The organism is Sporosarcina sp. FSL K6-1522 (assembly GCF_038622445.1).
Lineage (GTDB): Bacteria > Bacillota > Bacilli > Bacillales_A > Planococcaceae > Sporosarcina.
Genome location: NZ_CP152019.1, coordinates 1592757 through 1616608, shown reverse-complemented (window position 1 = coordinate 1616608; position 23852 = coordinate 1592757). Strand labels below are relative to the sequence as shown.

22 protein-coding genes are annotated in these 23852 nt (G+C 38.2%); 6 read left to right on the top strand and 16 right to left on the bottom strand.

What is annotated here, in order from left to right; genetic code table 11:
• Positions 1–31 precede the first annotated feature (31 nt).
• The 3 genes from MKY34_RS07905 to MKY34_RS07895 all read right to left on the bottom strand — a co-directional run bounded on the left by MKY34_RS07905 (position 32) and on the right by MKY34_RS07895 (position 2306).
• The gene (locus MKY34_RS07905; protein ID WP_342514640.1) at positions 32–577 is read right to left on the bottom strand and encodes an XRE family transcriptional regulator; all 546 of its coding nucleotides are present in this window, start codon (positions 575–577) and stop codon (positions 32–34) included.
• A 395-nt stretch (positions 578–972) separates the two neighbouring features.
• Entirely contained in the window at positions 973–1770 is a 798-nt protein-coding gene (locus MKY34_RS07900; RefSeq protein ID WP_342514639.1) for a helix-turn-helix domain-containing protein, read from the bottom strand.
• A 143-nt stretch (positions 1771–1913) separates the two neighbouring features.
• Positions 1914–2306 carry a hypothetical protein gene (locus tag MKY34_RS07895; RefSeq protein ID WP_342514638.1) on the bottom strand — a complete coding sequence of 131 codons (393 nt, stop codon included), beginning with the start codon at positions 2304–2306 and terminating at the stop codon, positions 1914–1916.
• A 358-nt stretch (positions 2307–2664) separates the two neighbouring features.
• Between MKY34_RS07895 and MKY34_RS07890 the strand changes: the two genes are divergently transcribed.
• From MKY34_RS07890 to MKY34_RS07880, 3 genes are all read left to right on the top strand, one after another.
• A complete protein-coding gene (locus tag MKY34_RS07890) occupies positions 2665–2790 on the top strand; it encodes a hypothetical protein (RefSeq protein ID WP_342514637.1) in 126 nt (41 codons plus the stop codon).
• Positions 2791–3051: 261 nt separating this feature from the next.
• On the top strand, positions 3052–3276 hold the full coding sequence (locus tag MKY34_RS07885; RefSeq protein WP_342514636.1) for a hypothetical protein: 225 nt from the start codon (positions 3052–3054) through the stop codon (positions 3274–3276).
• Between the two features lie 480 nt (positions 3277–3756).
• Complete coding sequence (locus tag MKY34_RS07880; protein WP_342514635.1) at positions 3757–4710, top strand: M20/M25/M40 family metallo-hydrolase; 954 nt, start codon at positions 3757–3759, stop codon at positions 4708–4710.
• Positions 4711–4814: 104 nt separating this feature from the next.
• Here MKY34_RS07880 and MKY34_RS07875 read toward each other — a convergent pair whose 3' ends face one another.
• The 5 genes from MKY34_RS07875 to MKY34_RS07855 all read right to left on the bottom strand — a co-directional run bounded on the left by MKY34_RS07875 (position 4815) and on the right by MKY34_RS07855 (position 10685).
• Positions 4815–5258 (bottom strand): carboxymuconolactone decarboxylase family protein, encoded by a 444-nt coding sequence (locus MKY34_RS07875; RefSeq protein ID WP_342514634.1) that lies wholly within the window; start codon positions 5256–5258, stop codon positions 4815–4817.
• A 387-nt stretch (positions 5259–5645) separates the two neighbouring features.
• Complete coding sequence (locus MKY34_RS07870) at positions 5646–7424, bottom strand: DUF262 domain-containing HNH endonuclease family protein (RefSeq protein WP_342514633.1); 1779 nt, start codon at positions 7422–7424, stop codon at positions 5646–5648.
• Positions 7425–7427: 3 nt separating this feature from the next.
• Positions 7428–8726 (bottom strand): DUF262 domain-containing protein, encoded by a 1299-nt coding sequence (locus MKY34_RS07865; protein WP_342514632.1) that lies wholly within the window; start codon positions 8724–8726, stop codon positions 7428–7430.
• 258 nt (positions 8727–8984) lie between these two features.
• The gene (locus MKY34_RS07860) at positions 8985–9659 is read right to left on the bottom strand and encodes a hypothetical protein (protein WP_342514631.1); all 675 of its coding nucleotides are present in this window, start codon (positions 9657–9659) and stop codon (positions 8985–8987) included.
• A 228-nt stretch (positions 9660–9887) separates the two neighbouring features.
• Positions 9888–10685 (bottom strand): helix-turn-helix domain-containing protein, encoded by a 798-nt coding sequence (locus MKY34_RS07855; RefSeq protein WP_342514630.1) that lies wholly within the window; start codon positions 10683–10685, stop codon positions 9888–9890.
• Positions 10686–10923: 238 nt separating this feature from the next.
• Between MKY34_RS07855 and MKY34_RS07850 the strand changes: the two genes are divergently transcribed.
• The gene (locus tag MKY34_RS07850) at positions 10924–11472 is read left to right on the top strand and encodes a glutathione peroxidase (RefSeq protein ID WP_342514629.1); all 549 of its coding nucleotides are present in this window, start codon (positions 10924–10926) and stop codon (positions 11470–11472) included.
• Positions 11473–11817: 345 nt separating this feature from the next.
• On the opposite strand, the gene MKY34_RS07845 is transcribed toward MKY34_RS07850, so the two are convergent.
• The 4 genes from MKY34_RS07845 to MKY34_RS07830 all read right to left on the bottom strand — a co-directional run bounded on the left by MKY34_RS07845 (position 11818) and on the right by MKY34_RS07830 (position 13950).
• Positions 11818–12306, bottom strand: coding sequence for a peptide-methionine (S)-S-oxide reductase (locus MKY34_RS07845; protein WP_342514628.1), 489 nt, complete (start codon positions 12304–12306; stop codon positions 11818–11820).
• A 300-nt stretch (positions 12307–12606) separates the two neighbouring features.
• Positions 12607–12948, bottom strand: coding sequence for a hypothetical protein (locus MKY34_RS07840; protein WP_342514627.1), 342 nt, complete (start codon positions 12946–12948; stop codon positions 12607–12609).
• Positions 12949–12988: 40 nt separating this feature from the next.
• Positions 12989–13144 carry a hypothetical protein gene (locus tag MKY34_RS07835; protein WP_342514626.1) on the bottom strand — a complete coding sequence of 52 codons (156 nt, stop codon included), beginning with the start codon at positions 13142–13144 and terminating at the stop codon, positions 12989–12991.
• A gap of 491 nt (positions 13145–13635) precedes the next feature.
• Complete coding sequence (locus MKY34_RS07830; RefSeq protein ID WP_342514625.1) at positions 13636–13950, bottom strand: hypothetical protein; 315 nt, start codon at positions 13948–13950, stop codon at positions 13636–13638.
• A gap of 511 nt (positions 13951–14461) precedes the next feature.
• On the opposite strand from MKY34_RS07830, the gene MKY34_RS07825 reads away from it, so the two are divergent.
• The gene (locus MKY34_RS07825; protein ID WP_342514624.1) at positions 14462–15385 is read left to right on the top strand and encodes a Na/Pi symporter; all 924 of its coding nucleotides are present in this window, start codon (positions 14462–14464) and stop codon (positions 15383–15385) included.
• A 175-nt stretch (positions 15386–15560) separates the two neighbouring features.
• A complete protein-coding gene (locus tag MKY34_RS07820) occupies positions 15561–16133 on the top strand; it encodes a DUF5067 domain-containing protein (protein WP_342514623.1) in 573 nt (190 codons plus the stop codon).
• 692 nt (positions 16134–16825) lie between these two features.
• Here the strand turns inward: MKY34_RS07820 and MKY34_RS07815 are convergent.
• From MKY34_RS07815 to MKY34_RS07800, 4 genes are all read right to left on the bottom strand, one after another.
• Positions 16826–17587 carry an abortive infection family protein gene (locus tag MKY34_RS07815; protein ID WP_342514622.1) on the bottom strand — a complete coding sequence of 254 codons (762 nt, stop codon included), beginning with the start codon at positions 17585–17587 and terminating at the stop codon, positions 16826–16828.
• 130 nt (positions 17588–17717) lie between these two features.
• Complete coding sequence (locus tag MKY34_RS07810; protein WP_342514621.1) at positions 17718–20876, bottom strand: HsdR family type I site-specific deoxyribonuclease; 3159 nt, start codon at positions 20874–20876, stop codon at positions 17718–17720.
• 22 nt (positions 20877–20898) lie between these two features.
• Positions 20899–22128 carry a restriction endonuclease subunit S gene (locus tag MKY34_RS07805; RefSeq protein ID WP_342514620.1) on the bottom strand — a complete coding sequence of 410 codons (1230 nt, stop codon included), beginning with the start codon at positions 22126–22128 and terminating at the stop codon, positions 20899–20901.
• Positions 22118–23710 (bottom strand): type I restriction-modification system subunit M, encoded by a 1593-nt coding sequence (locus MKY34_RS07800; protein WP_342514619.1) that lies wholly within the window; start codon positions 23708–23710, stop codon positions 22118–22120. Before MKY34_RS07800 ends, MKY34_RS07805 begins: the two co-directional genes overlap by 11 nt.
• Positions 23711–23852 lie beyond the last annotated feature (142 nt).

Below are 23852 nucleotides of genomic sequence, written 5' to 3'. Positions count from 1 at the left end.
ATATAAATCTCAATGAAGATCAATACAGCTATCAGAAAATGAGTTGTGTCATTACACAAAGTAAAGTCGATTCACTATCTTCAGGATTTTCATAGTCATGTGGTAGTTTTGATGGAAAATGAATAGATTCTCCTTCTTTCACATCGAACTCTTCTCCATCTACCGTGAAACGAACCATTCCTTTAATAACGTAGTAAAACTCTTCCCCAGCATGAGAATCATCATATTCCTTTTGCTGATTTGGTTCTAAAACAACGACGAGCGACTCCAAAGTTCGATTTGAAAACTGCCCACTCAATTTTATAAAGGCATTGTTTGTCGAATCAATCCAGAACTTTTTTTGCTCACTCTTTGATATATGAAACTTTTTATTCGCTTGTGGAGTATCAAAAAAGTACGTGATATCAACATTAAAAGCATCGGCAATTTTTTTTAGTGAAGTAATTGCAAGTGAAGATGATCCTCGTTCCAATAAGGAAAGAAATCCGCCAGATAGTCCCGTCATATCGCTTAACTCTTTTAAGGTCAAATTTCGTTCTTTACGTAGCTCCCGAATTTTCTCATGAATATCATCCATTTTTTCATCCTCCATTTTAAATATATTTAAAATTATTCAATATACTTAATATATTGCATCTTAATTCAAACACCCACACTTGTCAAACTAATGTTTTAAGTCAAAAAATTAGATATACCTCATTGCTATCTTAATTTCTATCTCGTACTATCTGGCAATCTTCTTGAAATTTTGAACAGCAAAAGTTAGCATCACCTGCATGATCAATTTTTCCTTTTATAATTATCCGTCTAATACCACGCGCTAAAAAAATCTTATATCGCCCCATTACTAATGTAACTCCAGAAAAAAAGGACAGGCACTCAAACAATTTTATTAGCACCCCGAATAAAGAGCATACAGTACCCACGCACCATTCACTGTCATACCGCTTAACAGTTCGCATTTCGACTGTTTCAAAATAATAACCCATCAAACGACACATCATATTCCATAAAAATATCCGCAAACAACGCCTTATCAACCAAATTCCGCAATACACCATCAAAATAGCCAGCAATATTGCGAACTTCTTTGCGCTTTGCCGCTTGCACAACAATATGCAGTGCTTGCATGGCCAACTGTTCAAATAATTCGCCTTGGTGCTCGTGAATGCTAAACTTCATCATACGTAATGACTGTGCTCGGTAAATACCGAATAATTGACGTGCTACAGAACTGTCACCAATTGTGGTGGATAAAAGATCTTTCATTCTTCCAAATAACGTAGTAGGTGTAGGAATCGGCTCCGCAGGATACGTATCTGTAAGAGTATAGGTCTTCATGTTTTTAGATTGAGAAGAACAAGATTCAGTAGCGGGAACCATGTCCCCAGCCTTACTATCACTAGGCTTGTCCACTGTTGCCAGCATGGTCAAAGTCGAATGGTCAACGAAGGGTAAAATCGTATAAATGTTAGCCCCAAGCCCGCTCATCACGGGGCGAATGTAGTGGATTCGTTCGATAATGCCTAGCTTTTCTAACTTACGAATCGCACGACGAACGGTTACGTTGGACTTGCTGATTTTATCCGCCATCGTGTCGTGCTTTAAGTGAGCGGCACCGTATTTCACGGAGTAACGACGAATTACTTCCAGCACAGCGCGATCCGTGTCGTTCATCTCGTTCCAATGCGCAAGCACATGACGGCGCGCCGCCTCGTCCATATCCTGTGTGTTTGTAAAATGTGCATAGTCTTTTAAGTAAATTGTCATAGTGGTCATACCCCTTTATTCTTTATATAGAGGGAAATAGACCAATCGAATACATTTTTTAAAATATCTTTTTGAAAAAGAAAAATCCTTCTGTGAAAGCAAGGATTTAAAAAAGGTTATCGACAAAGTCCTCTTCACAAGACCTAATCGATAACCTGAAATAATCTATTTGTACTTGTCACTCCTCCGTCCAATGCCTTTGCAGCAGCGCCAAATCCTTCTTCAATCGCGCCTTTCAACAATTCAAACTTACTTTTATCCCCACTAGAAATGGCTTTCGCAAATTCTACGATACGATCACTGACATTTTCGGGACTAAACGGACCTCCCTCTTCTACCGCTGCCTGCGCTTCCAAAAGTGTTTCCTCATCTACAACAAACGGCTTCTCTCCTTGTGCCACATCTTCAAAGCTTAAACCTTGTTTTTGAAGAAGCTGTCTCACCAGATTCCGTAACTGCTCGTAAGCTTTATCACTTTCCGCCTTTAGCCGTTCAATCGTCTGGACATCAGCCTTATAAGAGGGCTTTTTGTACACAACACTCGTTTCTTTCTCGGATGGTGTATACTTGTCCGTTTGTTTTTCAGCCGATTTCTCGTCAAGTATAGACGCATCTTTTTAGTCATATCTTTTGATGGTATTTTAGGAAAACTAAAGTTTGATTGTTTAAATGTAATCTTCATGAACTTTTCCTCCTTTTCTCCATAATCGATAGACTTCTTTGATATTATATCGGTCAAAAAAATCATTTTTCTATTAATTCAGACGCTAAATTCTTTCAGAATTCACTGAGCTTCCTAAATTAAATTGTTAAAGGCTCCTTTTTTTTCATAGACTATGGTGATATGCAAAAAAGTAGAGCTTTTTTATTTTTTTATTGGAGGCCACCTTATTAATGACAAATAGTGGAGGATTCAATCAGGTATCAACAGCAATTCGTGCAGCTGAGCTTGCTGTCGTCGGTGAAGTAGTATCTACAATCGGCGATGTCATATCTACCATTGCGCAGTGCTTGCACTAGAGGAAGAACGCCAAGGAGAAGCAGACAATAATAATTTGCAGAAACAGATTGATGATTTAACCAATGAGCTTGAAAAAATGGAAAAACAAGCAAATAGGAACAATACCCGTTGACAAGATCCAGCATCCCTTGTGATGCTTTTTGTTTTATACGGGTATTGCACCTTATGTCTTAGCTCATACGAATTAATAGCTCTTAAAAAATCGGACAGGCACTTGAAAACTCCATCGTTAATATGATGGATTAGAAGGAGTGATGACGATGCCATGGCAGCAAAAAATTGGCTATTTAATCGGTCAGCCTGTTGGAATTTCATTCATAAATGGTCAAGGTACTTCAGGAGTTTTGTGTGGTACATCCGGAGGAAAGCTTCTTGTCATTGAATACTTATATCAAGCACAATTCGCCATGAAACAATACGATTTTCATACGATTCAAGATATACATGAATTTCCGCCTTGTCAAAACCAACGACCGCTCTATTAATGTCACCGTCCCTCTCCTATAGAGGGATTTTTCATTATTTTGTCCCTGACCACAACCATCAAGATGATACGGCTTACCGCCACACATCCCTATCCCATTTAGTCAATAATTTCAATAAACACCGCCTGTAATCGAATAACGTCAAGAATGCGGCATTACAACGTGAATCATTTTGAAAGACAAAAAAGCCTAATCCTCCGTATTTTCAACGGAGAATTAGGCTTTTGCCCCTCAATAATCGCTTGAAGATGATCCAAAGATTCCAGTCACTCAAACAAACATGTTTGTTCAAACTCTCATGATTGAATGAGTGACTGGGTAGATTGATACTAGAATGAACTGCTATTTTTTTAATCCCGACCTAAATTCTATCATTTTTCAAAAAATCAGAAGGGATTCCTCTGATTATAACGAATATGTAATTGTGGATGAATATAAATCCCGAGGAATAAATATACAGAAGAGAGGAAGAGGGCTTTTATGAAGGCACAAATGGTGAAGAAGTCTATCATTGCAGGGGTAGTTGCGTTTTCAGCCTTATTTGCAACTGGAAGTGTATCTGCAGCACCAAAGAAATTTGCTGGAGAATTGGCGTATCAGCATGTTCATTATTTGACGGAGGAAATCGGACCGAGGGTTGCGGGCAGTGAAAATGAGACGAAAGCGCGCGAGTACATCATCGATGAGCTGGAAAAGTTGGACCTGAAGGTTGAAGAGCAGGCATTTAGTTATACAAGAGGGGGGAAAATTACTGATTCCGCCAATGTCATCGCCGTAAAAGACAACAAGCATACGGACAAACAAATCATTGTTGGCGCGCATTATGATTCGGTAAGTGTTGGAAAAGGCGCTGATGACAATGCTTCAAGTGTCGGGGTCATTCTGGAAACGGCAAAGGCACTGGAAAAGCGCAATCTCGCCTATGATATTAAATTTGTCTTTTTTGGTGCTGAAGAGACAGGGCTACAGGGATCGAAGTATTATGCCAACAATATGTCTACAGAAGAAATCAATAACACCATCGGAATGCTCAATCTTGATAGCTTACTAGCTGGCGACAATATCTATGTTTACGGTGGAGCCGGGGAAGATGGATGGATCCGTGACTTAGCACTTGATATCGCCAATAAAAAGAAAATTCCTCTAGAAACGAATCCGGGAATAAATCCTATGTATCCTGAAGGAACCACAGGAGATTGGAGCGACCATGCCCCGTTCGCTGCAAAAGGAATCGCGATTGCTTATTTTGAAGCAACCAACTGGAGTCTTGGCGATCAGGATGGTTATACACAAACTGAGAAACACGGCGGCATCTGGCATACAAAGAATGATAATCTTGAATTCCTAGAAAGAGAATTCCCTGGGCGCGTTCAAGAACATCTTAACCATTTCACGAATATGCTCACTTGGGTTTTAGCCGACATTAAAAAGTAACTATAAAAAAGGTTCCAGCCACTCAAACTAATACGTTAATTCAAACAAACATGTTTGTTTAAACTTCCACGATTGAATGAGTGACTGGCACCATAAAAGAGGAATTATTGTTCAGTCGCCCGATTGCCCATTGCAATCGAAATTCGATTCCAACTGTTAATTTGATTAATGATTAGCACAAGGTCCACATACTGTTTCTCATCATAATGTTCACGTACTCGTTTATAAAGCCCATCTGGCACACGTTTTGTTGGAATTAATGTCACATGCTCTGCCAACTCTAAAGCCACTTTCTCTGCATCTGTATAGAATTCACACTCTTGCCAAGCACTCACACAGTATATTCTTTGCTCGGTTTCACCCATTTTTCGCGCATCTGCTGTATGCATATTCAAACAATAGGCACAGCCGTTAATTTGAGAAACACGAATTTTAATCAGCTCACGAAGTTTTCGTTCGATCGCTGTCATTTTCGTGTATTTTTCCATATCCATCATAACTTTCATACCATCAGCTGCAATTTCGTAGTAAGAAACTCTTTGGCTCATATAGCAAAACCCCTTTGATTTAGTATAAGATTATTATACCTCAACGAGAACACTTGTACTAACTTTGTGACAGAATCACCCTACAATCTGGCTCGATTCCGGTGGACGTAATCTCTTATTCCCCTTTCTGATTGCATCAAGCTCCTCCTCTCTTGCTTCCTTTTTTAGCATGTCCATATTTAGCAGCATTTTTCCCAGTTCACTCAGTTTAGCCGCTGGAATCTTGTCAACCAACTCGGAGAAATACTCTCTGTCCACACATTAAATAATAAAAACACGACCTCATAACGATTGTTAAAAGGTCGTGTTTTGAATGAGTGACTGACAACACACATTCTTGCTGATAAACCAGCTACTTCATATATCATTCACTTTCACTCACAAATACTAGCCCTTCAAAATCCTAAACATTTCTTCTTTATGTTTGTTTGCTTTTTCTTCAGTCCATTTTTCATCATCAAGATTAACTAATTCTTTCATGATCTTAAGTTTCAAACTTTGCTCGATAACGCTTGGGTAAGAGCTGATTTTTCCTTCAGGTGGCAAATTAGAAAACTTCGAGTTTCCTGATACAGTTATTAATGCAAGATTTCCAAAACCATTCAGGTCATCCGATTCCCAAGACACACCTTCGACTGGACGTTGTGGTTGGAAATGTTCAACGGAACTTCTAAATTGAAATTGCCAGTCATCACGCATTGGTAAGATTATTGCCTTTTTTAAGTAAGAATACCCATCTCTGTATAAAAGATAATCAAGGTAAGTAAATACGATTCTTTCAAAACCAAATCCACTAGCATTTTCAAAGTTTGATGTGAGTACTTTTGTTTTGCAGTACTCTTCAAGGATTTCAATGATGTCACATGATTCATTCTCTAATAGCTTTGCTAAGACCAGTGAAATCCAATGCATAGTCTTAGGTGATGTGTAGGTTATACGCAAGCAGGATTGCAAGGTCCTTATTTGTTTATTATTCCGACTATCGCCATCGCCGAAAGTACCTACATATTTGGGTTTATCACCTTTCGCATCACCATACTTCTCTAAACGTTGTAATGACCATTTTCCAGTTTCCTTATAATCTCTAGCATATTCACGTTTCAAAATATACTTATCAAACAACACTCGACATTTTAACATATGAAATAAAAAGTTCTTTGCTTTATCAGCGTCAGCCCAAGCCCATGATAAATTATTCAAGAAGCGCTTATCATCAAGTGTTGAATCTTCCTCTCCTAACTTATCCATAACTGCATTGACCTGAAGTAAAAAATTAGGGAATGAAATTGTCGATTCAAAACGTTCATTCTCAACTTCCCCCTCAGTTACTCCATTATTAAGAAGTCTACTCTCTTTTAGAATGTCAATCAGAGGAACTGAGTTTTCGTCATCTTTGTCCTTAGGAACACATTCCCTAATTGAATCGAAATCGCGAATAGTGTCCTTGATGCTAGTCCAATCTTTTGTGAAAAGAGCCTTTCTAACTTTGGGATCAAAATTCATCTGGATATAGGAGTCCATGTCAGTGCACTTTTCCCAAATCACTGCTGCCGTTTTTTTGTCGTGTTCTGTCTCCAAAGCTTCTAAAAACTTAGCTTTTGCTATTTCATGCAGTTCAAGTTGCTCTCCACGCGTATTCATGATTTCAAAGTAATGATTTAAATCTATATCTTGTGGGACTTGCACACGAACAAGAAAAACCTTTTCCAGTTTTTTAATTAATTCATCTTTATTGAAACCTTTCGTTTTAAAATAGTTATCGATGATTTGATAACCCTCCACAATTTCAACAGATACTAATTCCTCTAGTAATTCAGCATTGTTGTCTTTGTTTATCATGTTAAGTGTACGGTTTGATTTTTCACGGGCCTCAAATCTCAACGCATCTTTCGCAAAAGTCATGCCTAGATAATTTTCTAATAGAAATAATGTCGTCAACCGTTGTTGTCCGTCTATTACTTCATAAACATTATTATCCGTTTGATTAACAATAAGATTTCCAAGAAAATAGTTTTTGTCAGGATCATTAATCGAACTATCAATATCTTCTATCAGTTGTTCAATTTGCATTTCTCCCCAAGCATAGTTACGCTGATAAATCGGAACTACATAACTGATATTCGTAAAAATGCTTGATACCGGAATGATTGTTAAATTATTATCCATCGCCTACCACCTATTCCATTCACAAAGTAAATCATACACCGCTTTGTACTTCTCTTTATTTTTATCCTCAATATTGGGTTGCTCCAAAACAATTAGCTTTAATTCTTCTGCACTGTTCATTTCACTAATTTCTGAAAACAGATCCAGCCCCTCGTTTACACGTTCATGTCCCCCCTGTGCATACTTATTGATTGTCTGAGGATACACAGCATTCATCGTCAATCGCAACGAATAGCTCCATGAATATAGTTGCTGTATCACACCTTTAGATAGGTTTTCAATCCCAAAGCGATCAGCAAAAAACAATAACACACATTCATATAACTGTTTAATGTAAATATCTCCCGAGCGTCTATCCGGAATTTGTTCATTCGTGTGAACCTTATTGATTACATTTTGTATTTGCTCAAGTTGCTTTCCATAGTGAAGAGCATAATTGAAAAATCGTTTTCCAGCCATCAGTGGCTGCGTTAATTGAAACTGATTTAATGCTCTAGATGCAAGTAGCTCACTGCTTCCATTTGCATTAAACTGTTCCACGAAAAGGTTACTCGCTTTATGATAGATCGCATAATTAAACACATTCGTAGTTTTAATCCCTTTAAACACATCGATTTTACTTGAAGAATAGCCCAAACCATTCTTACCTTTATACCATTGCGTCAAAGGATAGAGATAACTTTTAAATAAGTCATTCAACTCATTCTGGTTCACATTTTCCCATCGGTTAATCATTCTTATTTTCTGATGTTCATCTTCTTCATCCATCTCACGTAAATGATAGGACTTCAATAAATCATGTGGTGCTAACTCTTTGCCACGAGTATTTTGTGAATCAAAGAATTGAAAAGCCTCTTGCACGCTATCTGTAACAATTTGAACTGCACTACATTGTTCCAGTAAATATTCTTTGTACTTGCTTTGCTCATCTTTTGAAAGTTCACTTATCCTCTTGGATAGAATCCTGAAATTAGTCACTATGACGTCATTGGATAGTTGATTATATTTTTCTTGTAATAACCCCGAAGCTTCATCATCTAAACAATATAGAAGTATCGAAAGGGTTGTCAGTCGCTGTTGACCATCCACAACGTTGTATTTTTCATTTTCCTTATGTAAAATGACAGAACCAATTCTGTATTCTCGTATACCTTCTTGATACGCATGATAAGTATCAAGAAAAAGTGTATTTGTAGACTTCACACTCCAACTATACGGACGCTGATATGACGGCAAGGTTAATTTCATTCCAAGTAATTCTTGCATCTTGGTTATTTTTAATTCGTCTTGAAGTAGAGCCATCCTTAAATCCCCCCACCAAACTTGACATTATTCAATAATACCACCGGCAATTCTTTTTCCCTAGAATATGCTGGGTGTTTCACTCAGTTTAGCCTCTGGAATCTTTTCAATCAACTCGTAGAAATACTCTCTGTCCGCACATTAAATCATAAAAACACGACCTCATAACAATTGTTAAAAGGTCGTGTTTTTGAATGAATGACTGGCGGCGCACATTTTCATTGAATATATTTTCGGGCTTCGTCAACTTCTTGGAACTTAAAGCTGTTTACCAATAGTAGCTGCAATGCTACTGGATCCGTATTTACAATGGCTTCTTTCATATTCTTGAGGAACTTTTCCAAACCTTTCAAGCAGTAGCTGTATAGCCGTCTCAGATAGCGCATCACGGGTGGTTACTTCTTTTTTGTTAGTAACTGCGATTGCTACGACAACAGCTGCAAATTGAGATTTGTAATCAGCTCCACTAACCATCACCGCGCCAAACCCATCATCAAACAATATGTCCTCTGTATTGATACTGACGTTCCTATTGTTACCTTCCTTCATCTTATAAGCACCACTAAATACAATAGGACTGTCGGTTTTATTTTTCATCTTCTCCGTGCCAATAACCATGTATAGCGACGCTGGCACCTCATTAATATCAAGAACACCATGCTTTAATGTTAATGGAAATTCAGCCTGCTCAGTATAGTTTTCAAGTTTGATTATTTTCACATCAGCTAATTCATAGCTTAGACTTTCATTCTCTTCGAGTACAAAATACTCTGCTTCACTTATAATAGTAACTTCCCCATAGTCGGTAATATTCCCTAATCCTTCTTCGGTATATTCTTTCTCTTTTCCAACCTTTATCTCCTCGGTTTCACTCGTGCATCCTGCCAAAATCATTCCCGCCAATAGTGCCATTGCTAATCCTTTAAACCTCATGATGTAATACCTCCCGTCCATCAAGCAACGTACAGACGAGGATTTTCAGTAAAAGTTTCAACAGCTTTGGAGAGTGGAGAATTTATTTGATTTCCTTGGAAGCAGCTGGTGAGCTTATAGAAATTCGTCAGCTTAAGAGTACGTCGACAAATACCTTGTTTCATTGAGTATTGTGGAATTGCGCCTTTTGGTAATTGATTTGTAAATCAAACACTAAAGCGCCATTCATCAATATAAAAATCCTTCCATCGACACATCATATACCATAAAAACTTCCTCAAACAACGCTTTATCGATCAATTTACGGAGTACACCATCAATATAGCCAGCAATATTGCGAATCTCCTTGCGCTTTGTCGCTAGAACTGCAATATGAAGTGCTTGCATCGCTAACTGTTCAAATAATTCGCCTTGGTGCTCATGAATGCTAAATTTCATCATACGTAATGACTGCGCACGATAAATGCCGAACAATTGACGTGCTAAAGAACTGTCACCAATCGTCGTTGACAATAGATCTTTCATTCGTCCAAATAACGTAGTAGGTGTAGGAGTCGACTCCGCAGGATACGTATCTGTAAGAGTATTGGTCTTTATGTTTTTAGATTTAGAAGAAAGAGCTTCAGGAGCGGGAATAACGTCCTCATCCTTACTGTCACAAGGCTTGTCCGCTGTTGCCGGCCTGGTCAAAGTCGACTGGTCAACGAAGGGCAAAATCGTATAAATGTTAGCACCCAGTCCGTTCATAACTGGGCGAATGTAATGGATACGTTCGATGATGCCAAGCTTTTCTAACTTACGAATCGCGCGACGAACTGTTACGTTGGACTTGCCAATGTTATCTGCCATCGTATCGTGCTTTAAGTGAGCAGCACCATATTTCAAGGAGTACCGACGAATCACATCCAGCACAGCGCGATCCGCGTCATTCATCTCGTTCCAATTTTCGATAACGTGGCGACGTGCTGCCTCATCCATATCATGTGTGTTTGTGAAATGTGCATAGTCTTTTAAGTAAGTAGTCATAGTGGTCATTCCCCTTTATTCTTTATATAGAAGGAAATGAGAGAATCGGATACATTTTTTAAAATTTATTTTTAGACATAATAAAAATCCTTCTGTGGGAGCAAGGATTTTAATAGGCAACATTTCAAACACCAGTCATTCAAACGAACAATTTTTCGAACTTCCAGGCAAACAGACCTTTAGACTTCTTTTGTTTCTCCCTCTATAATAGGATACTACTACTAAGTCGAGGTGTTTTATGAGTATTTATAATTATTTAGCGAAAAAGGCAAACGGGGATATTTTATCGATGCAGACATATCGCGGAAAAGTACTGTTAATCACGAACACAGCAAGCCAGTGTCAATTTACATACCAATATGAAGATTTGCAAAAGCTTTATGTGAAATATGCTGAACAAGGTTTCGAGATATTATCCTTCCCTTGCAATCAGTTTGGCAATCAAAATCCTGAAAGCGGTGCACAATCCGCCGCACAATGTATGGGCCAATTCGGTGTAACTTACCCGATTTTTGACAAAGTGCAAGTGAATGGTGACATGACACATCCGCTATTCAATTACTTAAAGCATGAAGTGGACGTAGCACCAATGGCAAAAGATACGATGCAGCAAAAAATGCTGTACCAACAGATCGCAGAACACAATCCGGATTATTTACTCGGGCATAATATTCGCTGGAACTTCACAAAATTTTTAGTGGACCAACATGGCAAAGTAATCGCCCGATTTGAGCCTGATTCATCCATGCTTGATATTGAAAATGCGATTCAACAACTATTCAAGTAACCCACAACAAGGAGCTATCTCTATACGAAAACGATAAAGTGATAGCTCTTTCGCCTGCATTCTTCGCTTCCGTCAATCTGAAGGATACTAACTTTCATAATTTCGCGTGCCAGGTTCTCATTTAATTCAGAATTCAATGAGAACCTGGTACCAATCACTAAGTTTACTATTTGTCTTATTTTAGATGCCCTGAATAAGCACATTCAACCGCTGCAATGCGATAGTCCATCACTTACTTCTTCATATAACTCGAAAATAGCAGACGGAGTGTTTCTTGTCTATATTTTAAAATCAAGAACAATCAAAAATACTGGATGCGCCCTAGAACACTCGGTTTAAAATACTTTATTCAGATGCGCAAGTTAAGGTATACCTATTTAATATTTCTTTTGGAATATGACAATAATCATCTGGACATCTAGCTAACCTATCTTGATGTTCTTCCGCACTTCTCACATAGTTAGTAAGCGGCAATACTTCAACAACAATAAAATCATAATCATTTCTCTCACGAAGAAATGCCTTCGCCTCTTTTAAGTGTTCTAGCTTTTCACTATATACTCCCGTTCTGTATTTCACACCAACATCCTGTCCTTGTTTATTCAAACTGTATGGATCAATAATCTCAAATAAATACCCCATTAGTTCCCTTATCGTTACAACCGTCGGATCAAATCCTGTTTTTACACATTCGGCGTACCCATCATAATCTCCCTCAAGTGTATGACTTGTCCCATTAGCTCTTCCCGCCTCTGTGAACATAACTCCAGGTAAAGTTTTTATAAAAGCCTGCACTCCCCATAAACATCCACCTGCCAAATATACTATTTCCATATTGTTCTCTCCCTTGTATAGCAAAATGGAACCATGACCCAAGAATGGAGCCTAAAACTGGTGCCAGGTTCTAAATTAATTCAGAATTCAACTTGAACCTTGTACCCTTCATTCCGAAAAGAGCCAAGGATTCTTCATATCATCATTTTCTGAAGGCTGCGGAATAAACATCATTCAACATTGTAATAACTAAGTTAAATAAGCTAAGCATATTGATATAACATATTTTAAATAAATTTATATATAAAGGTTCCAATGTTATTTTCAAAAAGGGACCAAATAAGGATATTAATTCTGTTATTAAAAATAATAAGGAAGTAAATAAGGCCCTATAAAATCAATTAAAGCTTGTCCTTTTCTAACTTTATCGCTTTCATAAATTGCTAATTTTTTTAAATCATCATCACTAAACGCACCTTTACCAGCAACAAACAACGCCAAGGTAAGTGTCAATCCTGTCGATGATATCGAAAAATATTCTTCCATTTTAAATGATGTGAAATCTAAAAAAACCAGACAAAAAACACCAATAATCGAACATAATAAGAAAATTATCCAAATCATCACCAAATACGAAGGCATTAAATTACTTTCCGCTTTCCAAATTATACCTAGCGGTTTTTTGTAGAAATTCCCTTTCATACGCATAGCCTCCCTTCTCATAAGGTAATATTTAAATCTGCTACTTTTTTAATTTTTTCACTATACCCCTCCCATTATTTACACCTTTACCAACCAATGATTTTAAATAGCCACTTTTAGCTTGTTCATTTAACTCATTTTCTACATTTTCTAGTTTTAAAGGTTGCCCGTCTGCACCAATAAGTGTAGTATGCAATTCTTTGGCTTCTGAATTTTTTAATATATTATGTCTATCTAATGGTGGATTACCGTTTGGATAAACAATTACAAAGCTAATTTCTGTATACTCTTCTTGTTCAAATTTTATTGATTCGTATACAAGATTAATATTAATTTTCCCTATTTCACTTAAAGTAAATGGATCATTATTAATAATTCTTTCTAAATCAGTTATATAATATAGTGCATCCTCTTAAGATTTGCTTTTCACTAAAATATGTTCTGTAGTAGGCTGGTAATAAGTCTTTAAATTCAAAGGGTTTATCAGCTTTTCCTTATATTTGTCTACATATAATTTTATTTTATATAACTTTCTTAAATGAGTAATACCCGTACCGATCTTATTTTCAAATTCAAAATTCTCACCCTCGTCAATTTTGTCATCAGTAAATAGATTATATGATCTTACTACAGCCGGAAATCTTTTTTCAAAAGCATTTCGCAATCGCTTACACTTGTCATTTGATTTTAAGAATTTTTCGAATAAAAAATTTCTCCTTCTTTTTTATACTTTAATAATATTTCTTTATACAATTCATAAAGTTTTCTACTTTCGTCCTCTAATTTATGAAAGTGTTTATTAAATTCCAATTCATTATTTAATGCAGGAATTAATTCATAATAAATTTCTTCATATCTTTCTTTTTGTTTGATACCTATTACATGATCCAATACAGCAGGAATCAGCTTACTGATTAAATACTCGAATTCATCTTCCTTTTTAAAACTAACTATAGTATTAGGTTGAACATTTAATTTAAAAACAAAGTAATTTGTTTCCATTTACATCCCTCTCCAATTTCTTGAAATATAGAAACGATGATGGATAGAGATCAGGATTTAGAAACATTATTAAAAGGCTATCCAAAAACAAAAGTAATCATCCTGGAGTATGGTGAGGAACGGGAGTTTTGCATCTCTAAAAAATAGGAGGTACTAATCTACTCACCTCTGTTTAAAAAGGCATTCGACGGAAAAAATCATTTTCGTCGGGTGCCTTTAATTATTGTTTGACAATGAAAAGACTCACAACAATTATCCAAGAATACAAAGAAAGTAGCTACTAACATGATTCGTTAAAAAGGTGTCAGTCACTCAAACAATTGTTGGCGAAAGTATTCACGGCATTCGAGCGAAAACTGTCTCTTTTAGTATAGCGGTTACTGGCGCCTTCGCTAACTTGTAAACAACTACTTGCCACCCATGTATATCTTACTTGTGGTGAAACCTGGTCCCCAAAATCATGCATGTCCGGACCTGTTACACCATAGAAATAGATAGGGGGGCTGGTGGCTTGTCGCAATTATTTCTTTTTTTATTCTTAATCGGCATATTTATTTATGGCATGGCATTACTGAGATTGGGGCTTTTCAATTTATCGGCCCATTCCTTAAAATTATGGCTGACGAAATTAACGGATACGCCCTGGAAAGGTTTACTGGCAGGGATTGTCATTACCTGTATTCTACAAAGTAGTTCGGCAGTCATGGTCATTACGATTGGACTCATTTCTGCTCGATTACTTACTTTTCCACAATCGATTGGGATTATTTTAGGGACAAATATCGGAACGACATTAACCACTGTACTTATCACCTTTAACTTAGAGCGATTCCTTGTCCCTTTAGCCATTTGTGGGGCTGTTTTAATGGTAATGAGAAAAAGAAAGTTACGAAGTATCGGTCTCATCATTTTCGGCATCGCCGCTGTCTTCACTTCCATGAATGGCTTTGAACGCTTAGCAGGTCCATTGAGCTCCATTGAATTTGTTCATCATTTACTCCTCTCTTTGGATGACAGTTATCTTTATAGTATTCTCACCGGCACATTCATAACGGCGATTATTCAATCCAGCACAGCCACTACGGGCATTGTCATGGGATTCCTCACAAATAGCGTTGTACAATTGGACACTGGAATCGCAATTATGCTAGGTTCCAATATTGGTACATGCGTCACTGCTTTTATAGCTGCGATTGGTGCTGGCCGGGAAGCCAGATTGTCGGCCTATGCCCATATCTGGTTGAATATCATCGGGGTTATCGCCTTTTACCCCTTTATCAACTTGCTCTCTTCGATCGGAGTACAGCTTGCCAGTGAAGTTGATACACAACTAGCCTATATAGGTGTTCTGTTTAATGTCATTTCTTCACTTCTGATCCTTCCTTGTGCAACCTCATTTGGCAAGCTGATTATGAAGGTTCATGATCGGAAGTGAAAATGGGGTGGCAGGTTCTCAAAAAAGGTGCCACCTAAACAAATATGTTTATTTGAACTTTAATGAATGAGTGACTGGCACCAAACACTAACATCTTTAAATCCCTTAAAAATTTGTGGTGGTTTTTGTTGGATAATTCGCCATATTGGGTAAAAAATGCAGAGGAGCAATAACATTGAAAAAACTATTATCAATATTTTTATTGTCACTCGTGTTTATTCTAGCTGCTTGTAGTAGTGATGGTGATGGAGCAGAACCTAAAAAAGAAGAAACCCCGAAACAGGACGAAGTAAAGAAAGATGAGCCTGCAGAAAAACCAAAGGAAAAAAATAGCAACATCTTTTTTGATGGAAAAGTAGCACAAACTGAAAAAGTAAAAATTGAAATCAAAGAAACAAAAGTTATTCCGGCTGGTGAGGCAGGGAATGAACTTGGTGAAAAACCATTGTTCGCAATTTGGTATGAAGTAACAAACTTAAGTGATGAGGAAACAGATTCTACCAAGGCTTGGATCAATGTATTTGAAGTGATTCAAGACAATCCCGACAATTTGGTGAATACATTAAATACGGGACAGTTGCCAGATGACGCGCATTCAGATACACTTCTAAGCAAAATACAAAAAGGCGAAACGATTGAGAGCTCAGTGTCGTATGAGTTAGATGAATCAGATATACCTGTCACGATTATTGCGGTAAACGGAATGTTAGGTGAAGAAATCGATCGTCATGACTTTGAAATTAAATAGTAAATTTACAAGCAACTCTTTGGAGGTGCTTTTTCTATGCCTAAAAACAAAGAGTTCTCACCTTTCTTGGCGAATGAAGGGGGTGTTTATATATGATGGTAACTTACGAGGCAATGCATATGCTATTTCAAGCTTTTATAGTATTCGCGTCTGCGGGATGCAGGTGTGCAGCCTTTGCCGTAGGACGCGGCGAACTTTGGCTGCCTTCAACTGCTATTATTGCATTGATTGTCTTTCTTACCAACAAAAAGAAGTAACCGCCCATTACCTTTAGCCAGGATTCCAACGGGTGGTTACTCTTTTGGGTAAACATTTTCACTTGTAATAACTTGGTTAACCGTCCTTAAAGCGGCATGTAACTGAAAGCAGCTGGACATTTCCTAGACGTTCAGCTTTTCTTATTGTTTGTTGACTTTACTGCATTCATATCGAATAAGCACATTTAGTAAAAAGTACCAGGCACTAAAACAAAATTGTTTTAAAACCTGGTATCTTACATGATATGATCACATTCACACCATATCTTACTATGGAGACGGCGGGAGTCGAACCAACCGCTCCTAGAAAGGCTATAATGCCGGTGTTTCCAAGGGTTTATGGCTGCTATTAAACACGTTTGACTACGCTTTTGACTACGTTCGATAGATATTACGTTGCGGGGGCAGATGATTTCTTTAATAAACTTAGCATTTTCAAATACCTCTCCTTTCGTAAGTGTCCCAAAGAAAACTAACAAGCGTTATACTACTGCCAACGGCGAGTTTTGCATGTCGCTCTTCAAGTCCTTTGTATGTAGCACTTTTCCCATGTCCACTACCATAGGGGTTGCGCAACGCTGCCAAATTTGTAGCTATTGCACGCAAATTCCCCAAAATGGCTTTCATTTCAGCTGATGCCGGTGCTGTATCAGGTATATCTTTCGGCATTAGCTTGAGAAGTTTAACCGTCGCACTAGTCAACTGGCCTACATCCCAGTTCTTATCCCACTCTACTTCATTTTCTTCGAGAATAGTTTTACAACAGCTCTCAACCAATTCCTTAGCCTTCCCAATTGCTTCTGTTGGATTTTTAGACTGCATTTTCAACATTAAATCAATCTGCCCAGAAAGATATGTACTTGAAAATTTCTCCTTTAACTCCACTGCTACAGAAGCAAGAGGATTTTTGTTATATATGATACGATCCAGTATACCCTTACATCGATTATACGCTTTTAAGTATTCATCAACATTTTCAATCTCGTATTCATAATGGACTTCATAATAATCCAGCAAATCCTTTAGCAACTTTACAGTATCGCCCTCTGTAGCCACGCTAAGATAAGCCATTAGGGATTTCCCCTTAGATTGTTTGTAAGTCTCACATAGTGCAACCCCAACACTTTCCAATGTAAACACGTCAAAATCATTTGTAGAGAAATTTAGAACATAACCGCCTCTATTAAATAGCTTCATAAAAACGCCTTTTTCAACTTGGGATAGTCTAGGCATATTTCGTCCCCTTCCTTAATTAAAAAGGTGCCACAACCACTCACTCAATTATGATACTCTTTCATAACGATACATTCACACTTCCAAACTAATTTCACCGTAACTCATCCCCATAAGGCACAATAGCCTCATTCAATACACTTAACCACTCACGCTTCATTTCCGGGCCGTATTTCAATGGCTTTGCATCTGGATTTGCAGCTTTATACTTATCGAATTGCTTGCTATCAAGAATCCCCCTGATATTCGGAATGGAGTCTGATCCGGCCATGTATTGAATTGCGGACAAATGCAGTTCACTTTCTTCCACAAACCAAGTTTTAGATAACTCTTCAATTGTGTTGTCATAGGCATGCGTAAAATAGCGTCGCTTTACAGTGAGAATATCCTCATCTGCATCTACTTTCCCTGCATCAATATCGTTTAATATAGCATCATATACAACTTTTACGGCTGCTGGTTTATTCAGTTTTTGAAGGGCTTTTTCAATCTCTTCCCGAATGTCCTGATTATTGGCGGAGTAAGTTCCTAATAATCGGTCAATATAGGTGGCGTCGATATCATAGATTTTAATCGCATTTTCTCCATAGAATTCAATGTCTGAGAAATCAGGTGGTGGTCCTTCCCCGCCACCCTCATCCACTAGTGACCACTTAACGGTGTTGTATACGCCGATAGATTCTTCTAGCGTCTTCACCTGCTCTTGAAGTGCTTTTGACGTTTCCATATCATCGTTGTAATCATCATACGTCACTAAGGCTTCATAGGCATTGTTTAGTTCCTGGAATGCTTTCACAAATTCAATGCGTGTTTCAAGGGGTGAATGCTCATTGATATCGTTTGGGTTTGGTACGACTGTTGTTAGCGTGTTGTGTGCCTTGCTAAAGCGTTTTTTCGAATCACCATAGGATGCATACACGAGGGTAGATTCCTCTTGTTCCTGTGAATACAACTTCGTAGCGTCCTCTACGTTTTTTTCCATTGTCGAGGGCTTCCTAAATGTCACAATCAATCCTTTTGTCTTCCCAGGGTAGGTACGATTGGTGCGGGAAAAGGCTTGAATCAAGTTTGCATAACTCAAATTGCGGTCCACAAATAGTGTTTGGATGGTTGGTGCATCGAATCCTGTCAATAGGCGGTCTACAACAATGACCAAGTCAATGTGTTTCCCAAACTCTTTGAACTCCGCTTTCTTACGGGCTAAACGATTGTTGATATCACCATTATATCGTTCGATATCTTCTAGGGACCAAGCCGTATGATAATAAGCATTGTAATCCTGTATAACGGCTTTCATTTCATCTTGAGTTTGCTTGGAATCCCCCTCGTTTTCTTGCATCGAATAGGTAATCGCAATCCTTGGGAAATCTGGATCTACAATCGTCCGCCCATTTCGAATTGGATGTCCTGCAAATTCATTAGTCAACCAATCAGGATCTTTCGTCATTTGCTTGATAGCCTGATAGTAGCGTTTTGCCATATCAATGGAACTTGTTGTTAAGATGGCCGACTTTTGGGGGCGACCATTTTGGAAATCGAATTTGATGTAGGCGTTATCTGGGCGGAAAATCTTATGAAGAACCTTTTGAATATGCTCATCCTTTTCATACGTATCCGTATCCAGGTAGGCTTCCTTTTCCATTCCCTCCATCTGGTCGATGACGAGATTTATTTCATCGTTCGTAAGGCTTGCGTACTTCTCCTGATGGCGTAGTTGATTATAGATAGAATTCGTTAATGACATGGGTTCAATCGTATCTTCGTGCTCTACTTGAAACCCTAAAACAGCACCGTCTTCTAAAGCATTTTTAATCGTATAGGTGTGCAAGACTTTCCCATATTGGTCATCGGTGGTGCGAGCCAATTGACCTTTCGCCTGTTTCTTGTTCTCGTCAAATATGGGTGTACCTGTGAATCCAAACCACGTGGAATTCGGGAAAAAGTCTTTGATTGCCTTCATTCCTTCTGCACTTAACGCCCGATGGCATTCATCCACTACAAAGACAATATGTTGCCCCAGTAGTTTCTTAAAGCGCTGAGTACCTTTTTGTTCCTCTAGCTTTTGGGCATAACTTAAGGCAGCATCCAACTTTTGTCGGGTAGTAATAATGACCGTATTAGAATTAGTATCAGACAATAAGGTATTACTTAGCTCTTTCGCACTTCCAGTTCCAACAATTAAGCTATTAGACTTGGCATTTCCAGAAGAAATACCTGTATTAAACTCGGACGCAAATTTGGTGAATTCGGAAGTCGTTTGGTTGTCTAAGTCTTTTCGGTCAATGAGCATTATGGTACGATCCACACCAGGTTTGCGGGCTAATAACTTCGTAGATACAAAACTTGTCAACGTCTTTCCTGAACCTGTCGCATGCCAAACATAGCCCGATTTATGCTTCATGGCAGATGTAAACAAGGCCTCAATTGCATGAATTTGATAAGGGTGTAAGACCATTAAGACTTTATTGTCTTGGTCCTCACTTACAATCGTGTAATTGGCAATCAAGCGGTGTGCATCTGGTATATTTAAGACTTGTTTCACAAACTCATAAAGGTTTTCGACTCTGCGATTATCTGTGGTCCTCCAGCTAAAGACAAATTTCTTATGCATGTCTTTTGGCATTGCATTGGCAAAGTAGCGGGTCGTTTGTTCGTTGGATATGACAAATAACTGAAGGGTAGAAAAGATATTATTTCTAAACATCCCTTCCTCGGCGTATTTCTTGATTTGATTATAGGCCTGGAATACACCGTCTTTAGCACCAACCTGTTTCAATTCAATCTGAACAATTGGCAACCCATTGATGAGGAGCGTTACATCAAATCGACGATCACGGTCATCCATGTTCACCTTTTTCTTCGCAATCTGATGAACAACTTCATATGTAGAGATGCCCCCACCAATGTCTTGGTTGGAGTATAATATCAATGACATTGAACCTAGGGACACTTCTTCACGTTCAATTGTTATGCGAGAGATGCCGTTCTCACCCTTAAGCCATCTAGCGGCCTCAAAGGGGGTTGTTGTTTTCGATAGCAATTCTGTTTTAATGGTGTCGAATTCCTTATCAGAAATGGGGTGTTCTCCAATTTCCGATAAGTTATTTTGCGTAATCTTTTGACGTAGATTCTTCCATAAGTCTTCTTCTGACTTTAAATCAGGGCGATAATTCCACTGATTATGCCCTTCCCCAAGCACTTCAATGAGGCGGCGTTCCACCTCAGCTTCATCATTGTGCGGTATCTTTGTCATGGTTCATCCCCCTCCCATTTACTTAGACAAACATCTTTTGTAGGAAAGCTTTTTTAGTTACTTGCAAGACTTCTAACTCACGCTGATTAAGGGTGATGAGGTGGTCTAGTTGGTTGAAAAACTCGCCTATTTTTTGTTGTTCAATTAATGTTGGAAATGAAATTGGTAAAGCGTTAGCCGGTTTAAGCACAAAGTGCTTTAAACTTGTACCTGTTGAAGCACCTTTGATGTATGATAGTACTTTTGGAGACTCAAATGCATATTTTAAAAATAATCCTAATAAGCTCTTTGACTTGGATGTTTTAACGTATAAGATACTACCGCCTTGCACGTATACAGGTGTGTCATTATCTTTGTAAACTGCTAACCCAATATCACCACCACTAGCAAATAACAAATCCCCTATCTCTGGTACACCAGTTTTTTGGGCGTAGGCCTCATAATCCTCTATTGAAAGGAACAATTCACCACCAATTCTGCTAGATGATAAATCACTTGATCGGAGATACGGAACCCCTTCTACTTGCCACTTCGAATTTGGTATCCGTGCACTATCTTTTATTTCAGCAACTTCCCCCAACTTCCGCTGTTCCCAAGCGTCAGTAAATCCCGGGAACCGAACTTCCGGCACGGACTCCCCTTCTTTTGGAAACATTTTTTGCAAGAATCCTTGTTTTGTTTGTCTGAGGGTGGTTAGTTCTTGATGGTGAATAGCAATCGCATTATTTATTGCATTAACAAATGAAGTAATTTGATTTTGCTCTAAAATTGAAGGGACAGGTATCTTCCTTTTCTTCCAGTCAAGTACATTAAATACCAACTTCTCTATATCAACACCATACGAACTTAAGAAAAACATTTTATACATACTTGGCAATTCCGAAATTAGTGAAAAGAATTCGATACTTAAATCCTTAGTACCATGTAAAACAAGGTATTCATTGGAAACTATTGATCCATCAAGGAATTCAGGTACTATTCCATTAGCCCCGTGAACTACTTGTCTTTTGGAGATAAGATAATCACCTGTTTTTATAATGAATTGAGATTTAACTAGAACTTCAGACCCTTTATAAATCCCCCGTGATACAATGCCGCCATTTCGTCTTTTTACAGTGACAAGTTGATAGTTATCATCATCAACCATTTTTAAGGGTCTACCAACATCAATCACAAGATCACCTAACTTACGCTCATCCCAATCCCCTGAAAATCCAGGAAATCGAACCCCTGGTGTATGGTCATTTCCCACTATTAAACACCTCTAATGCACCTTTGATCCATTCAGCATTTTCTTCATCAAATTGTAGCGATGAAATCATGTCATATAGGTTGGATTCCAGTGTTGTTTTTTCTTTGCGGATGTCTTGAATGGTCGAGCCAATGGCAGCCATGTCCACAGGTTCTTCTTCTTCAAATGTGTCTACGTATCTTGGGATGTTTAAGTTGAAGTCATTTTCTTTCATTTCCTCAAATGTAGCGACGTGAGCATATTTCTCCACGCCTTCCCGCTTCTTATATGTTTCAACAACCTTATGAATATGTTCTTCGGAAAGTTTGTTTTGGTTCTTTTCTTTCGTAAACTCACTGCTTGCATCGATAAATAACACATCGCGTGTGCTGCGACTTTTCTTTAAGATGATGACGGTTGTTGGAATGGATGTTCCAAAGAATAAGTTGGCTGGCATACCAATTACCGCATCAATACTACCATCTTCCAATAGCTTCTTACGAATCACACCTTCTGCCGCCCCCCGGAACAGTACACCATGCGGTAAGACGATTGCCATCGTTCCTGAATCTTTCAAATGATAGAATCCATGCAACAGAAAAGCAAAGTCTGCTTTAGACTTAGGTGCTAATTTCCCGTAACGATTGAACCGAGAATCGTCTAAGAATGTGTCATCAGACGACCATTTTGCAGAGTAAGGCGGATTCATCAGAACCGAATCAAACGTATACGGCTCATCTGTCGGCCAATCTTTGTTCAATGTATCGCCATTGCGTAAGCGCATATCTTCTTTATCCACACCATGCAAGATTAGGTTCATCTTTGCTAGGTTATAAGTCGTGGTATTGAGTTCCTGCCCGTGATACTTGACACTCTCTGGATGATTAATGTAGTTTCGAATATTTAGCATCAAAGAACCTGATCCCATGGTCGGGTCAAATACGCTGAACAGTTTTTTGTCTTCTTGACCAATTGCCGCAATACGTGCCATCATGTCTGATACTTCATGGGGGGTATAGAATTCTCCGGCTTTCTTGCCCGCTTCTGAAGCAAATTGACCTATCAAGAACTCGTAGGCATCCCCAATGACATCACCATTATGTCCCAACACGTCCACATCATTCAGTTTCTTCAGTACTTCGGTAATGGTAATGTTTCGTTGTTGGTCATCTGATCCCAGTTTTTTTGATTGCAAGTCCACATCATCAAACAATCCGTTGAATTGGTCATACTTTGTAGACAAATTGATAAAGGCTTTATTCAAGTCATTCAACTGAAACGTGTTTTGTTTCGCTTGGACGGTTAAGACACTGAATAAATACGCCGGTTCAATATCATAGCCCAATGTATCCACTAGAGTTTCAATCAAGTCATCTTTTATCTCTTCGTCTGTCAATAAATCCTTATACAATTGGGTTTGGTTTTCTTGTGTGCTGTATTCTTCTAGCGATTCATCTGCTATTTCAACTACTTTTGCTAATAACTTATCCGATAAATACTTGTAAAAGATCAATCCTAATAGGTAGTTTTTGTATTCTGATGCATCCATTTTGCTTCGCAAGTTGTCTGCGGCACTAAATAATTTTGTGTTTAATTCAGCCATGATGTGTACCTCACTTTTCTGTATGGATCTACTTGACTCAACACTTCTATATAAAGTTATAGTTAGACCACTCCTTGTTAGTATACCATCAAGCGAATTGCTTCACGAGGCGGATAGGTTATCCAAATATGTATCCAACTTC